Origin of the sequence: uncultured Gilvimarinus sp. (assembly GCF_963972205.1) — a bacterium.
Lineage (GTDB): Bacteria > Pseudomonadota > Gammaproteobacteria > Pseudomonadales > Cellvibrionaceae > Gilvimarinus > Gilvimarinus japonicus.
Genome location: NZ_CAXAUC010000024.1, coordinates 1 through 15,658 on the forward strand (window position 1 = coordinate 1; position 15,658 = coordinate 15,658).

11 protein-coding genes and 1 tRNA gene are annotated in these 15,658 nt (G+C 51.2%); all 12 read right to left on the bottom strand.

What is annotated here, in order from left to right:
- Nucleotides 1-116: 116 nt before the first annotated feature.
- The 12 genes from fusA to AACY82_RS17505 all read right to left on the bottom strand — a co-directional run bounded on the left by fusA (nucleotide 117) and on the right by AACY82_RS17505 (nucleotide 15,542).
- On the bottom strand, nucleotides 117-2,222 hold the full coding sequence (gene fusA / locus AACY82_RS17450) for an elongation factor G (protein ID WP_339618136.1): 2,106 nt from the start codon (nucleotides 2,220-2,222) through the stop codon (nucleotides 117-119).
- An 81-nt stretch (nucleotides 2,223-2,303) separates the two neighbouring features.
- The gene (gene rpsG, locus AACY82_RS17455) at nucleotides 2,304-2,774 is read right to left on the bottom strand and encodes a 30S ribosomal protein S7 (protein WP_339618137.1); all 471 of its coding nucleotides are present in this window, start codon (nucleotides 2,772-2,774) and stop codon (nucleotides 2,304-2,306) included.
- A 110-nt stretch (nucleotides 2,775-2,884) separates the two neighbouring features.
- Nucleotides 2,885-3,256 carry a 30S ribosomal protein S12 gene (gene rpsL, locus AACY82_RS17460; protein ID WP_041524457.1) on the bottom strand — a complete coding sequence of 124 codons (372 nt, stop codon included), beginning with the start codon at nucleotides 3,254-3,256 and terminating at the stop codon, nucleotides 2,885-2,887.
- Nucleotides 3,257-3,453: 197 nt separating this feature from the next.
- Nucleotides 3,454-7,680, bottom strand: a complete 4,227-nt coding sequence (gene rpoC / locus AACY82_RS17465; protein ID WP_339618138.1) for a DNA-directed RNA polymerase subunit beta' — start codon at nucleotides 7,678-7,680, stop codon at nucleotides 3,454-3,456.
- Between the two features lie 92 nt (nucleotides 7,681-7,772).
- Nucleotides 7,773-11,858, bottom strand: a complete 4,086-nt coding sequence (gene rpoB, locus AACY82_RS17470) for a DNA-directed RNA polymerase subunit beta (RefSeq protein ID WP_339618139.1) — start codon at nucleotides 11,856-11,858, stop codon at nucleotides 7,773-7,775.
- A gap of 231 nt (nucleotides 11,859-12,089) precedes the next feature.
- On the bottom strand, nucleotides 12,090-12,461 hold the full coding sequence (rplL, locus tag AACY82_RS17475) for a 50S ribosomal protein L7/L12 (RefSeq protein WP_339618140.1): 372 nt from the start codon (nucleotides 12,459-12,461) through the stop codon (nucleotides 12,090-12,092).
- A 59-nt stretch (nucleotides 12,462-12,520) separates the two neighbouring features.
- Entirely contained in the window at nucleotides 12,521-13,015 is a 495-nt protein-coding gene (gene rplJ / locus AACY82_RS17480) for a 50S ribosomal protein L10 (RefSeq protein ID WP_339618141.1), read from the bottom strand.
- Between the two features lie 222 nt (nucleotides 13,016-13,237).
- The gene (rplA, locus tag AACY82_RS17485) at nucleotides 13,238-13,933 is read right to left on the bottom strand and encodes a 50S ribosomal protein L1 (protein ID WP_339618142.1); all 696 of its coding nucleotides are present in this window, start codon (nucleotides 13,931-13,933) and stop codon (nucleotides 13,238-13,240) included.
- A 1-nt stretch (nucleotide 13,934) separates the two neighbouring features.
- On the bottom strand, nucleotides 13,935-14,366 hold the full coding sequence (gene rplK / locus AACY82_RS17490) for a 50S ribosomal protein L11 (protein WP_339618143.1): 432 nt from the start codon (nucleotides 14,364-14,366) through the stop codon (nucleotides 13,935-13,937).
- 156 nt (nucleotides 14,367-14,522) lie between these two features.
- Complete coding sequence (gene nusG, locus AACY82_RS17495) at nucleotides 14,523-15,056, bottom strand: transcription termination/antitermination protein NusG (protein WP_339618144.1); 534 nt, start codon at nucleotides 15,054-15,056, stop codon at nucleotides 14,523-14,525.
- Nucleotides 15,057-15,063: 7 nt separating this feature from the next.
- Nucleotides 15,064-15,432: a preprotein translocase subunit SecE gene (gene secE / locus AACY82_RS17500; RefSeq protein WP_339618145.1), complete on the bottom strand. Its 369-nt coding sequence runs from the start codon at nucleotides 15,430-15,432 to the stop codon at nucleotides 15,064-15,066.
- Nucleotides 15,433-15,466: 34 nt separating this feature from the next.
- A tRNA-Trp gene (locus AACY82_RS17505) sits at nucleotides 15,467-15,542 on the bottom strand.
- Between the last annotated feature and the right edge of the window lie 116 nt (nucleotides 15,543-15,658).

Sequence of the window (15,658 nt, forward strand, 5' to 3'; positions counted from 1 at the left end):
TGCCGTGGTCAACGTGACCGATGGTGCCCACATTGACGTGGGGTTTATTACGTTCAAATTTCTCTTTAGCCACTTTACTATCCTCTAAAATGAATCAATCAGAATCAATTATTCACTTACCCGCCGTTTACTTGCATGACAGCATCGGTAACATTTTTTGGCGCTTCGACATAACCCAAAAACTCCATGCTATAAGTAGCACGACCTTGGGTTGCGGAGCGCAGATCGGTTGCGTAACCAAACATCTCGGCCAGCGGCACTTCGGCATTAACAACCTTACCCATGGAGCTTTCATCCATGCCCTGGATGACACCGCGACGGCGATTTAAGTCGCCGACAACGTCACCCATATTTGCTTCGGGGGTTACCACTTCAACCTTCATCATCGGCTCAAGCAATACCGCGCCACCATCTTGGGCCAACTTTTTAGTCGCCATAGAGGCAGCAATTTTAAAGGCCATTTCATTGGAGTCCACATCATGGAACGAACCGTCGTACAAGGTTGCCTTTAAACCCAACAGCGGGTACCCAGCCAGAACACCGTTTTGCATCTGCTCTTCGATGCCTTTACTAACGGCCGGAATATATTCTTTGGGGACCGAGCCGCCAACAATTTCGTTTACAAAAACGAGACCTTCGGCATTGTCGTCATCCGCTGGCTCAAACTTAATCCACACATGACCGTACTGACCGCGCCCGCCAGACTGACGAACAAACTTGCCTTCGATCTCACAAGTGTTGGAAATACGTTCACGATACGCCACTTGCGGCTTACCGATATTCGCCTCGACATTAAACTCACGACGCATGCGGTCAACAATAATGTCTAGGTGTAGCTCACCCATGCCACCAATAATGGTTTGGCCGGTTTCTTCATCGGTCTTAACACTAAACGACGGGTCTTCTTGCGCCAACTTGCCCAACGCCACACCCATTTTTTCTTGGTCCGCTTGGCTTTTGGGCTCCACTGCCACGTGGATAACGGGCTCGGGAAACTCCATTCGCTCTAGCGTGATGATACTTTTAGGCGAACACAGAGTATCCCCCGTCGTAACATCTTTAAAACCAATGCCAGCCGCGATATCACCAGCGAGAACTTCTTTAATTTCCTGGCGATCGTTCGCGTGCATTTGCACCATGCGGCCAACGCGCTCTTTTTTACTTTTAACCGGATTAAAAACGGTATCGCCGGTGCTTAAAGTGCCGGAGTATACCCTGAAGAAGGTTAAGGTACCGACAAAGGGGTCGGTGGCAATTTTAAAGGCAAGTGCCGCAAAGGGGGCGTTGTCGTCGGCCTCGCGGGCTTCAACGGTTTCGCCATCGTCTAGCACACCCTCAATAGCGTGCACCTGATTAGGCGCTGGCAGGTACTCTACCACTGCATCCAATACAGCTTGCACACCTTTGTTTTTAAACGCCGAACCACCCAACACAGGGACAATCTCATTGGCCAGCGTGCGTTTGCGCAGCGCGGCTTTAATCTCTTCCTCAGAGAGCTCTTCGCCCTCTAAGTATTTGTTCATTAAATCATCATCGGCCTCGGCCGCAGCCTCAACCAAATACTCACGCATCTCGTCGCAAGTGGCCTGCAGCTCCTCTGGGATATCGGCATAATCAAAGGTCATCCCTTGATCATCTGGATTCCACAGGATCGCCTGCATTTTTACCAGGTCAACAACCCCTTTAAACTCGTCTTCCGAGCCAATGGTCATCTGTAAGGGCACAGCGTTAGCGCCAAGGCGGTCGCGCAGCTGCTCAACCACTCTCATGTAGTTAGCGCCAGTGCGATCCATCTTATTGACGAACACCAAACGCGGCACATGGTACTTATTAGCTTGACGCCAAACAGTCTCGGTTTGCGGCTGCACACCAGACGAGCCACACAACACCACAACAGTGCCGTCGAGTACGCGCAAAGAGCGCTCTACTTCAATGGTGAAGTCAACGTGTCCCGGGGTGTCAATAATATTGATGCGGTGCTCATCAAACTGCTTACGCATACCACTCCAAAAAGTGGTAACCGCCGCGGAGGTAATGGTGATTCCACGCTCTTGCTCTTGCGCCATCCAATCGGTGGTCGCCGCGCCGTCGTGTACTTCACCAATCTTGTGGGATAAACCCGTATAGAAGAGAACGCGCTCGGTGGTCGTTGTTTTGCCAGCATCCACATGCGCACAAATACCGATGTTGCGGTAGCGTGCAATTGGAGTTTTACGTGCCACGGCTGCAGTCCCCGATGTTTGATTCTCAAATAGTAAAAGGCAGCCATAACAGCTGCCTTTCGTTTCTCACCGTTTGCAAACTTAGAAACGGAAGTGAGAGAACGCTTTGTTGGCCTCGGCCATACGGTGTACATCTTCACGCTTTTTAACCGCAGAACCTTTATTCTGCGAAGCGTCAATCAGCTCACCAGCCAGACGCTGAGGCATAGACTTCTCGCCCCGGCCACGTGAGTAATCCACCAACCAGCGCATTGCCAGTGCCGAGCGACGTGCTGGACGCACCTCTACAGGCACTTGGTAGGTAGCACCACCCACACGGCGAGATTTAACCTCGACCAGTGGAGCAATGTTATCCAGTGCTTCATCGAACACTTCGATAGGATCGCGGTTAAGCTTTTCTTTCACAATGTCCATAGCGCCGTATACGATGCTCTCGGCAACGGCTTTTTTACCACTGATCATCACGTGGTTCATGAACTTTGCCAGAGTAACATTGCCGTATTTGGGATCCGGCAAGATCTCGCGTTTCGCGACAACTCTTCTTCTTGGCATTTTAATAGCCTCTCTTCAGGATTTGTCTAAGACGACTTCCACTTTAGTGGTCTGCGCTTAGCCTTACTCGGTTCTACACCGAAAACGTATGTCTTGAGTCAGCGCGAAGCTTACTTAGGACGTTTGGTACCGTACTTAGAACGACCCTGCTTACGGTTGTTAACACCGGCTGTATCCAGTGAACCGCGAACAGTGTGGTAGCGCACACCAGGCAAATCTTTTACACGACCGCCACGAATGAGTACTACGCTGTGCTCTTGCAAGTTGTGCCCTTCACCACCAATGTAGGAGGTCACCTCAAAACCGTTGGTCAGACGAACACGACATACTTTACGCAGTGCTGAGTTCGGCTTCTTCGGTGTAGTGGTGTAAACGCGGGTACATACGCCACGTTTTTGCGGGTTAGCTTGTAGAGCAGGAACGTCGCTCTTTTGAACCTTACGTTTTCTCGGCTTACGAACCAACTGGTTGATCGTTGCCATGAAAATAAACTCCACAGATATATAAACGCCTCAAATGAGGCTCGTTAATAGAGGATGACTTTACCATCCCCCCACTTCAAAGAAAGTGGGTGGCGCATTGTAATGACGCCACCCACTCTCGTCAAGGCGGAATTGAGCAAAAGTCACTCTACCGGGCCAACAGCCCAGCCCGCCCTGTTGGCCCCGCAGGGCCAATCTTACTCGCTGCTAGACTTTAGAGCCTCGGTCAATGCCGCTTCGACATCTTCGGCACTAACACCTGTTTCAGCCAGCTCGATCTGCTCATCACGCACACGCTTGCGTTCAGCATGGTAAGCAAGACCAGTACCGGCCGGAATAAGGCGCCCAACAACAACGTTCTCTTTCAGGCCGCGCAGACCATCTCGCTTACCGGTAACAGCCGCTTCCGTCAGTACACGGGTCGTTTCCTGGAAAGAGGCCGCCGAGATAAACGACTCAGTCGCCAACGACGCTTTGGTAATACCCAGCAACTGACGCTCAAAACGTGCAGGCTGTTTATCTTCAGCGCGCAAACGCTCGTTCTCAATCAGCACATTGGTGTATTCCACCTGCTCACCTTTTACGAAGCTCGAGTCACCCATTCCGGTAATCTCAACTTTGCGCAGCATCTGACGAACGATCGTTTCGATATGCTTATCGTTGATCTTTACGCCCTGTAAGCGGTAAACGTCCTGAATCTCATTAGTGATATAGCTCGCCAGAGCCTCAACACCTTTAAGACGCAAAATATCATGCGGGTTACTCGGGCCATCAGAGACAACCTCACCCTTCACGACTTGCTCACCCTCAAACACAGTCAACTGACGATGCTTAGGAATCAGCACTTCGTAATGAGTCGAGCCATCGTCCAGCGGCTGACCATCGCTAGGGGTAATCACCAAGCGACGCTTGCCTTTGGTCTCTTTACCGAAGGTTACCGTACCCGATATCTCCGCCAAAATTGACGGCTCTTTCGGTTTACGCGCTTCAAACAAGTCGGCTACCCGAGGTAGACCACCGGTAATATCGCGGGTCTTAGAGCCCTCTTGCGGGATACGCGCCAGTACGTCACCAACCTCAATGTCATCATTATCATTGATGCTCAAGATCGCGTGCGCGGGCAGCAAGTAGTGCGCCGGCATCGTGGTGTTCGGCAGACACAGGTCATTGCCATTAGCGTCGGTCAAGGTAATCGCAGGACGCATGTCCTTACCAGCCGACGGCCGCTCTGACGGGTCCATTACCTCGATCGATGAAAGGCCAGTCAGTTCGTCAGTTTGACGACGTACCGACAGGTTGTCCTCCATACCGGAGCAGTTAACCTTACCCGCCACTTCGGTCACGATGGGGTGAGTGTGCGGATCCCATTTGGCGATTACTTGGCCGCCTTCGACATGCTCGCCATCTTTAACAGAAATAACAGCACCGTACGGAATTTTATAACGCTCGCGCTCACTGCCCGCGGCATCAGCCACAGCCAACTCACCAGAGCGAGACACTGCAACCAAATTACCGGCCTTGTTCGTCACAACTTTAATGTTGATCAGACGCACGGTACCTTCTTGCTTAACCTGTACGTTATCGGCAGCAGAGGCACGCGATGCCGCACCACCGATGTGGAAGGTACGCATGGTCAGCTGGGTACCCGGCTCACCAATAGACTGCGCGGCGATAACACCGACAGACTCACCGATGTTGGCACGGTGACCACGAGCCAAGTCACGACCGTAGCACATAGAGCAAATACCGGTGCGCGCATCACAGGTGATCGGCGAGCGCACCAGCACTTCATCGATACCCATGCCTTCAACGCGATCAACCCAAGCCTCATCAATCATAGTGCCAGCAGACACCAAAATTTCATCGCTGCCAGGACGGACTACGTCGCGCGCAACAATACGACCAAGGATACGATCGCCCAGCGATTCGATTACGTCGCCGCCTTCAATCACAGGCGCCATTTCCAGGCCTTCGTCGGTACCACAGTCGATGTGAGTCACAACCAAGTCTTGCGCAACATCCACCAGGCGACGGGTTAAGTAACCGGAGTTAGCGGTTTTCAGTGCGGTATCAGCCAAACCTTTACGCGCACCGTGCGTCGAAATAAAGTACTGACCAACGTTCAGACCTTCACGGAAGTTCGCCGTAATCGGCGCTTCAATAATAGAACCATCCGGTTTTGCCATCAGACCACGCATACCCGCCAACTGACGAATCTGCGCCGGGCTACCACGAGCGCCGGAATCAGCGTACATATAAACCGAGTTGAACGAGGTTTGTTGCTCTTCTTCGCCGTCGCGGTTAATCACGCTCTCAAAGCTGATACCGTCCATCATCGATTTGGCGACCAGATCGTTCGCACGCGACCAGATATCAATAACTTTGTTGTACTTCTCACCCTGGGTTACCAAACCAGAAGCAAACTGGCTTTCAATTTCTTTTACTTCGCCTTCGGCGCGAGCAACAATTTCGTACTTTTCATCGGGGATAGCAAAATCATTCACACCGATAGACGAGCCAGACTTAGTTGAGAAGTCGTAACCCATGTACATCAGCTGATCGGCAAAAATAACCGTCGACTTAAGGCCAACCACACGGTAACAGTGGTTGATAACCGCCGAGATAGCCTTTTTAACCATTGGGCGATCAACCATCTCGAAGGGAATACCTTCGGGCACAATATCCCACAACAACATACGACCAACGGTGGTATCGACGATGCGAACATCGTCATGCTTCTCACCTTCGGTTCCGATAATGGTTTCGTGGATGCGCACTTTAATACGCGCTTGCAGCTCTACCTGCTTACCATAATAAGCACGGGAAACTTCTTCGATATCGGCAAATACCATGCCTTCACCCTGAGCATTAATACGCTCACGAGTCATCCAGTAAAGCCCCAACACCACGTCTTGCGACGGTACGATAATTGGCTCACCAGAGGCAGGCGACAGGATATTGTTGGTCGACATCATTAGCGCGCGAGCTTCGAGCTGCGCTTCCAGAGTCAGCGGAACGTGAACCGCCATCTGGTCACCGTCAAAGTCGGCGTTATAGGCGGCACAAACCAGCGGGTGCAACTGAATCGCTTTACCTTCAATCAGGACCGGCTCAAACGCCTGGATACCCAAACGGTGAAGGGTCGGTGCGCGGTTCAGCAGTACCGGGTGCTCACGAATCACTTCGTCGAGAATATCCCAAACGACCGCCTCTTCGCGCTCAACCATTTTCTTAGCGGCTTTAATTGTCGTGGCCAGACCACGCAACTCAAGCTTGCTAAAGATAAAAGGCTTAAACAGCTCAAGAGCCATCTTTTTAGGCAAGCCACACTGGTGCAAACGCAGAGTTGGACCAACCACAATCACCGAACGGCCAGAGTAGTCGACACGTTTACCCAACAGGTTCTGACGGAAACGACCCTGCTTACCTTTGATCATGTCAGCCAAAGATTTTAGCGGGCGCTTGTTAGAGCCGGTAATCGCACGGCCGCGACGGCCGTTATCCAACAAGGCGTCGACCGACTCTTGCAGCATACGCTTTTCGTTGCGCACAATAATATCCGGCGCATTCAGATCGAGCAGACGCTTCAAGCGGTTGTTACGGTTGATCACTCGGCGATACAAATCGTTCAGATCTGAGGTCGCAAAGCGGCCGCCGTCCAGCGGCACCAACGGGCGCAAATCCGGCGGCAACACAGGCAGCACTTCCATTACCATCCACTCTGGATCATTACCAGAGAAGTGGAAAGCCTCAAGCAACTTCAGACGCTTAGAGAACTTTTTAATTTTAGTTTCCGAGTTGGTGTTCGGAATCTCTTCGCGCAAAAACTGAATCTCTTCTTCGAGATTAATCGCTGACATTAAGTTCTTGATCGCCTCAGCACCCATCAGTGCTTCGAATTCGTCGCCGAACTCTTCCATCGATTCAAAATACTGTTCGTCAGTCAGCAATTGCCCACGCTCAAGCGTGGTCATGCCCGGATCGGTCACGACATATGACTCGAAGTACAACACGCGCTCGATATCGCGCAGCGTCATATCCAGCAGCAAGCCGATACGGCTTGGCAGCGACTTCAAAAACCAAATGTGAGCAACGGGGCTTGCCAGCTCGATATGGCCCATACGCTCACGGCGCACTTTAGCCAACGTCACTTCAACGCCACATTTTTCACAAATAATGCCGCGGTGCTTCATGCGCTTATACTTGCCGCACAAACATTCGTAGTCTTTTACCGGGCCAAAAATTTTGGCACAGAACAGGCCTTCGCGCTCAGGCTTGAAGGTCCGGTAGTTAATGGTCTCAGGCTTTTTAACTTCGCCAAAAGACCAAGAGCGAATCATTTCTGGTGATGCCAGACCGATACGGATCGCATCGAATTCTTCGACTTGTCCCTGGGACTTGAGCAGATTAAGTAAGTCTTTCAAGGCACTTCCTCCAGTGGGCTCCAGTAAGTGCAATTTGCACAATGAGCGGGGGCCTAACCCCCGCGCTTACCGATTGTGTATCAGACGGACGATTACTCGTCTTGTTCCAGTTCCATATTGATGCCAAGGGCGCGAATCTCTTTAACCAATACGTTAAAGGACTCAGGCATGCCTGGCTCCATACGGTGATCACCGTCAACAATGTTTTTGTACATTTTGGTGCGCCCTGCTACGTCATCCGACTTAACAGTCAGCATTTCCTGCAAGGTGTAGGCGGCGCCGTATGCTTCCAGAGCCCAGACCTCCATCTCACCGAAACGCTGTCCACCAAACTGCGCCTTACCACCCAACGGTTGCTGAGTAACCAGACTATAAGAACCAGTCGAACGTGCGTGCATCTTGTCGTCAACCAAGTGGTTCAACTTCAACATGTACATGTAACCTACGGTTACCGGACGCTGGAACGCATCCCCGGAACGACCGTCAAACAACTGCATCTGACCGGAGTCTGGGATATCTGCCAAACGCAGCAGTGCTTTGATCTCGTGCTCTTTCGCACCGTCAAACACTGGGGTCGCCATTGGCACACCGCCACGCAAGTTGTTAGCAAGATCCATAACTTCGCTGTCGCTGAAGCTTGCCAAATCTTCCTTGGCAAACACATCACCGGTCTCGTTATAGATTTCTTCCAAAAAGCCGCGAACTTCATTAACCGCTTTCTGTTCACGAATCATCTCGTTAACTTTGACGCCGAGACCTTTCGCTGCCATGCCCAAGTGAGTCTCCAAAATCTGACCCACGTTCATCCGCGATGGCACACCCAGAGGGTTAAGCACGACATCTACCGGCTCGCCGTTAGCGTCGTAAGGCATATCTTCGATCGGCATAATCACCGAGATAACACCCTTGTTACCGTGACGGCCGGCCATTTTATCGCCTGGCTGAATACGACGTTTAATCGCCAGATAAACCTTAACGATCTTCAGGACGCCCGGAGCCAAATCATCACCGGTAGACAACTTGCGCTTCTTGTCGTCAAAACGCTCATCGAGGTTTTTACGACACTCAGCCAAACGCTCTTCCGCCAAGTCGATCTGCTCGTTAAGCGCATCATCAGAAACACGCAACTTAAACCACTGCTCGGTATCAAGAGTGTCGAGTACCTCGTCGGTAAGCACATCGCCTTTCTTAACGCCTTTACCAGCGGCGACTTTTTCGCCACGGATAACAGAGCGCAAGCGATCGAGCGTGGCCGCCTCCATAATGCGAAACTCTTCGTTCAAGTCTTTACGCACTTCATCTAACTGAGTTTTCTCAATTTCGAGTGAGCGCTGATCTTTCTCAAGACCGTCGCGGGTAAAGACTTGCACGTCAATCACGGTACCTTTGGTACTTGACGGTACACGCAAAGAGGTATCTTTAACGTCAGACGCTTTTTCACCAAAGATAGCGCGCAGCAGCTTCTCTTCTGGGGTGAGCTGGGTTTCACCTTTAGGGGTAACCTTACCCACCAAGATATCGCCGCCACCGACTTCAGCACCGATATAAACGATACCCGAGTCATCCAGCTTGTTTAGAGCATTCTCGCCAACGTTAGGGATATCAGACGTAATCTCTTCGCTACCAAGCTTAGTATCACGAGCAATACAGGTCAGCTCTTGAATGTGAATGGTAGTAAAGCGATCCTCTTGTACCACACGCTCAGAAACAAGAATCGAATCTTCAAAGTTATAACCGTTCCAGGGCATAAACGCGATGCGCATGTTCTGCCCCAGCGCCAGCTCGCCCATATCAACCGAGGGGCCATCCGCCAGGATGTCGCCGCGCTGGACGATATCGCCCACATTGACGATGGAGCGCTGGTTAATACAGGTGTTCTGGTTCGAACGGGTATATTTGATCAAGTTGTAAATATCAACACCAGCGTCGCCGGCTTCAACTTCATCACTGTGTACCTTAACTACGATGCGGCCTGCGTCTACACGATCAATCACACCACCGTGTTTAGCCACTACACACACACCGGAGTCGGACGCCACATTGCGCTCCATGCCGGTACCCACCAGAGGCTTTTCGGCCTTCAACGTTGGTACAGCCTGACGCTGCATGTTCGAACCCATCAGGGCGCGGTTCGCATCATCGTGCTCAAGGAACGGAATCAGTGACGCCGCAACCGACACTACCTGACGCGGCGAGACATCCATCAACTCAACTTCCGCAGGGCTCTTCAAGGTGAAGTCGCTGCGGTGGCGTACCGACACCAAGTCTTCGATCAGCCTGCCGTTTTCATCCAGCTTGGCCGACGCCTGAGCGATAACAAACTCAGCTTCGTTAATGGCCGAGAGGAACTCGATATCATCGGTGACTTGACCGTCTTTGACGCGACGGTAAGGAGTCTCCAAAAAGCCATAGCTGTTAGTACGAGAGTAAGTCGCCAGCGAGTTAATCAGACCAATGTTTGGGCCTTCAGGGGTTTCGATTGGACAAACACGACCATAGTGAGTCGGGTGTACGTCACGAACCTCAAAACCGGCGCGCTCACGAGTCAAACCGCCTGGCCCCAAGGCCGAGACGCGACGTTTGTGAGTCACCTCAGAAAGCGGGTTGTTTTGGTCCATAAACTGCGACAACTGCGACGAGCCAAAGAACTCTTTAATTGCAGCGGCAACGGGCTTGGCATTAATCAAGTCCTGCGGCATCAAACCTTCAGACTCAGCCATGGACAAACGCTCTTTAACAGCGCGTTCAACACGAACCAGACCAACACGGAATTGGTTTTCGGCCATCTCACCCACAGAGCGAATACGACGGTTACCCAAGTGGTCGATATCATCCACCACGCCGACACCGTTACGGATGTCGATAAGGGTCTTCATAACGTCGACGATGTCTTCGTTAGACAAAACGCCTTCGCCGAACTCTTCTTCACGACCTAAGCGGCGGTTAAACTTCATCCGGCCAACAGCCGACAAGTCGTAACGCTCTTGGGTAAAGAACAAATTGTTAAACAGAGCTTCGGCCGACTCTTTTGTCGGCGGCTCACCTGGGCGCATCATGCGGTAAATTTCTACCAGCGCTTCCAGCTGCGTGCGAGTTGGGTCAGCGCGCAATGTCTCAGAAACAAACGGGCCACAGTCCAGCTCGTTGGTATACAAGGTCTCGATGGTGTTAACACCAGCCTTGCCCAATATCTCTAACGAGTCGACAGAGATTTCAGTATTACACTCGAGCAATACTTCACCGGTCTCGGAGTCGATAATATCTTTTGCTAGTGCGCGGCCCAGCAGGTAGTCCGCAGGCACGGCCATCTCATCAACGCCGGCTTTTTCTAGCTGGCGGATGTGGCGCGCGGTAATGCGGCGGCCTTCTTCAACCAGCACTTTGCCTTTCTTGTCTTTAATATCAAACGTGGCAACATCACCACGCAGACGCGACGGCACAACCTTAAAGGTAAACTGACCATCGTCACCTAAGGTAAAAGAGCTCGTCTCAAAGAACATGTCGAGCATCTCTTGCGAGCTAAAGCCCAGCGCGCGTAACAAGATCGAGGCCGGCAACTTGCGGCGGCGATCAATACGCACAAACACAAGATCTTTGGGATCAAATTCAAAATCGAGCCAAGAGCCACGGTAAGGAATAATCCGCGCGCTATACAGCAACTTGCCAGACGAATGGGTTTTGCCTTTATCATGATCGAAAAAGACACCAGGCGAGCGGTGCAACTGAGAAACAATAACGCGCTCAGTACCATTGATAACAAAGGTACCGTTTTCAGTCATGAGCGGAATTTCGCCCATATACACTTCTTGTTCTTTAATATCTTTAATCGCTTTGTTCGCTGAATCTTTATCGTAGATAATCAGTCGAACTTTTACTCGCAATGGCGCAGAGTAAGTTACACCACGCAAAATACATTCGTTAACATCAAAGGAAGGCTTGCCCAGTATGTAACTCACATACTCAAGCGCCGCATTGCCAGAGTAGCTGACAATTGGGAATACAGAGCGGAAGGCAGCGTGTAGCCCTACGTCAAAACGCTCTTCACCAGACGCATCGGCCTGGGTAAATTTTCTGTAAGAATCCAGCTGAATCGCCAATAGATAAGGGACATCCATGACGTGTGGCAGTTTGCCAAAGTCCTTGCGGATACGTTTTTTCTCAGTATATGAGTAAGCCATCTGTATTCCCCAGCTTGTTCACGGATCGGGCGGTAAAGCCTCTGAAACGCCGCAGCGTTTCGCTAAACTATCCTGGCTGTTAGCGGACCGGTAAACTCGGTGCTCAACAGCCGTTGGTAGCCTTGTAGCTACCCGGCCAAATTAACGGCCGAAAACGGAAAAAGGCTGGCGGGGAAACCCGCCAGCCTGACGTCTAACCACTTGTGTCAGACGTAGTGCGCGCAAGCGAGCTTACTTAAGCTCACCTGTGGCACCAGCTTCTTCCAGCTTAGCCAGAGCAGCTTGAGCGTCTTCTTTAGAAACACCTTCTTTAATCGCTTTAGGCGCTTCTTCAACCATAGCTTTGGCTTCTTTCAAACCAAGACCGGTGATTTCACGAACCGCCTTAATGGCGTTAACTTTCTTCTCACCAGCACCGGTGATGATAACGTCAAACTCGGTTTGCTCTTCAGCCGCACCGCCAGCGTCGCCAGCAGGACCCGCAACAACAGCTGCAGCCGCTGATACGCCGAATTTTTCTTCCATTGCAGAAACCAGTTCCACAACATCTTTTACTGACATCTCAGCAATCGCTTCGATGATATCTTCTTTAGAAACAGACATTTTCAATTTCCCATCTGTGTTGAGCCAAAGGCTCAATTAAACGTTGAGTAAGCAGCTTATTAAGCAGCTTCCTGTTCTTTGCTGTCGCCAACGGCCGCCAAAGTGCGAACCAATTTGCCAGCAGAAGCTTCTTTCATCACGCTCATCAGCTTAGCCAAGGCTTCGTCGTAAGTCGGCAAGGTTGCCAACATTGCAACGTCAACCAACTCACCTTCAAAGGCGGCAGACTTAAGCTCAAGATTGCTATCTACTTTGGCGTGTTCACGCAAAATGCGCGCACCAGCACCGGGGTGATCAGTAGAGAATGCAATCAAGGTAGGACCGCTAAAACTTTCGAGCAAACACTCGTAGTCGGTCCCTTCAACAGCGCGACGGGCCAGTGTGTTACGAACGACTTTCAACCAAACGCCGTTCTCACGAGCCTCTTTACGCAGGGCAGTCATTTTGTCTACAGTTACGCCACGTGAATCGGCAACAACCGCTGACAGAGCGCCCTTCGCAGCTTCCTGGACTTCAGCGACAATCGCTTTCTTACCTTCAAGTCCTAATGCCACGGGATTTCTCCTGGGTTTGACAGTCAATGACCGTCGTTTTTCTTAACTACCACAAGGTAAACATCACCTTGTGGTCATGAATCGGTGAATTCATTCGGCCAAGCCGAAGAGGGTCCACCGTCTGCGTAGGCTGAGGTATTAAGACCGGCCTCTTTGTGACGACAAGTCGCCTACGGTCTTTGACGGCCTGCGCAAGCGCAGACCCCAAAGTACGTTCTGGCGTTATACCGCCAGTGAAGACATATCGATTGCCAAGCCCGGACCCATGGTCGTGCTCAGTGCGATTTTCTTCAAATAAACACCTTTAGCGGTAGCTGGCTTCGACTTTTTCAAGTCGTTCAGCAGCGCTTCAAGGTTTTCTTGAATTGCATTTGCCTCAAAAGACAACTTGCCGATACCACCATGAATAATGCCACCTTTATCAGCGCGGTAACGCACCTGACCGGCTTTAGCATTTTTAACAGCATTGGCAACGTCTGGAGTTACAGTGCCAGTTTTTGGGTTTGGCATCAGACCGCGGGGACCTAGGATTTGACCCAACTGCCCCACTACACGCATGGCATCTGGAGACGCGATAACTACGTCAAAATCCATTTTGCCCGCTTTTACGTCAGCAGCCAGTTCATCCATACCAACCAAATCAGCACCAGCTTCTTTTGCCGCATCGGCGTTAGGGCCTTGCGCAAAAACAGCCACACGAACGTCTTTACCAGAACCGTTAGGCAGAGTCGTCGCACCACGTACAGACTGATCTGATTTACGTGGATCGATACCGAGATTTACGGCAACGTCGATGGTTTCAGCGAACTTAACGCTAGAAATTTCTTTCAGCAGACTTACGGCATCCGCTACGCTGTAAAGCTTGGTGCGATCAATTTTTTCAGCGATAGCGCGCTGACGCTTAGATAATTTAGCCATGTTACACACCCTCCACATCAATACCCATTGAACGGGCAGACCCGGCAATGATACGCACCGCAGCGTCCATATCGGCCGCCGTCAGGTCAGGCTCTTTGGTGGTCGCAATCTCTTCAAGCTGAGCGCGAGTCACTTTGCCGACTTTCTTAGTGTTAGGGTTGCTAGAGCCAGACTTCACGCCCACTGCTTTTTTCAGCAGGTAAGAAGCTGGTGGAGTTTTCATGCTGAAGGTAAAACTGCGATCGCTGTATACGCTAATCACAACTGGAACTGGCGCGCCAGCTTCCATACCTTGAGTCTGAGCGTTAAACGCCTTACAGAACTCCATGATGTTTACACCGTGCTGACCCAATGCTGGACCAACCGGTGGACTTGGATTCGCTTTACCTGCACCAACTTGTAATTTGATGTAGGCTGTTACTTTCTTAGCCATACCACTCTCCAAAAATGGGTAGTTAACGCCTCAAGGCAATTTGCACCGCCCGTCACTGGCTCCCCGATTACTTGAGCAGATTTACCACTCAAGGACGCAAAAACCCCCCTCTGCCAAAAGCAAAGGAAGGCAATAAAAACTTTACTGTAAGATTGATCAAGCCTTCTCGACTTGACCAAACTCCAACTCTACCGGCGTAGAGCGACCAAAAATCAGCACCGCTACACGCAAACGGCTTTTCTCGTAATTAACTTCTTCAACAACGCCATTAAAGTCGTTAAAGGGACCATCGGTGACCCGAACCATCTCGCCCGGCTCAAACATGGTCTTAGGCTTCGGTTTCTCAATCGAGTCGTCGACTCGCTGCAGAATAGCCTGAGCTTCTTTTTCTGTAATCGGGGCCGGCTGATCCGCCTTGCCGCCAATAAAACCCATCACCCGCGGCGTGTCTTTTACCAAGTGCCAAGAGTCGTCATTCAACTCCATTTGCACTAACACGTAACCGGGGAAAAACTTGCGCTCACTCTTGCGCTTTTGTCCGCCGCGCATTTCCACCACTTCTTCAGTGGGAACCAATACGTCGCCAAACAACTCTTCCATCTGGTGGCGCTCAATCCGCTCTTGCAGAGAGGCGGCTACCTTCTTTTCATATCCAGAATAAGCGTGTACTACGTACCAACGCTTCGCCATGAGTCACCTACCCTATTATCTTGGCCGCTACGAAGCCGAACAAAGTATCCAGCCCCCAAAGAATCATCGCCATTATCACGACCACAACAACAACCAATAAGGTTGTTTGGTTTGTCTCTTTCGGTGTCGGCCATACGACCTTGCGCACCTCAACGACAGACTCTTGCAGTAGACGCCAAAGCGAGCTGCCCTTAGCGGTTTGCAATGCGACAAACAATGCTACGGCACCCAGCGCCAGCAACGCCAGAACCCGATACAACAGCGGTTGAGCTGAGTACATGGAGTTACCCACAACACCTACAGCCACGACAGCGATCACCAGCAGCCACTTCACGACATCAAGGCGATACTCTTTTGGCTCGGCTTTTGTACTCATTCTGCTCACAACCCAATCAAACAAATGACAAAAATGGCAGGCCAGGAGGGACTCGAACCCCCAACTTTCGGTTTTGGAGACCGACGCTCTACCAATTGAACTACTGGCCTAGAAACAATTAAAGGCGGGCAGAGCCCGCCTTTAGCACCGAGCTATTACTCGATGATTTTGGCAACCACACCGGCACCAACGGTACGTCCACCTTCGCGAATCGCAAAGCGCAGAC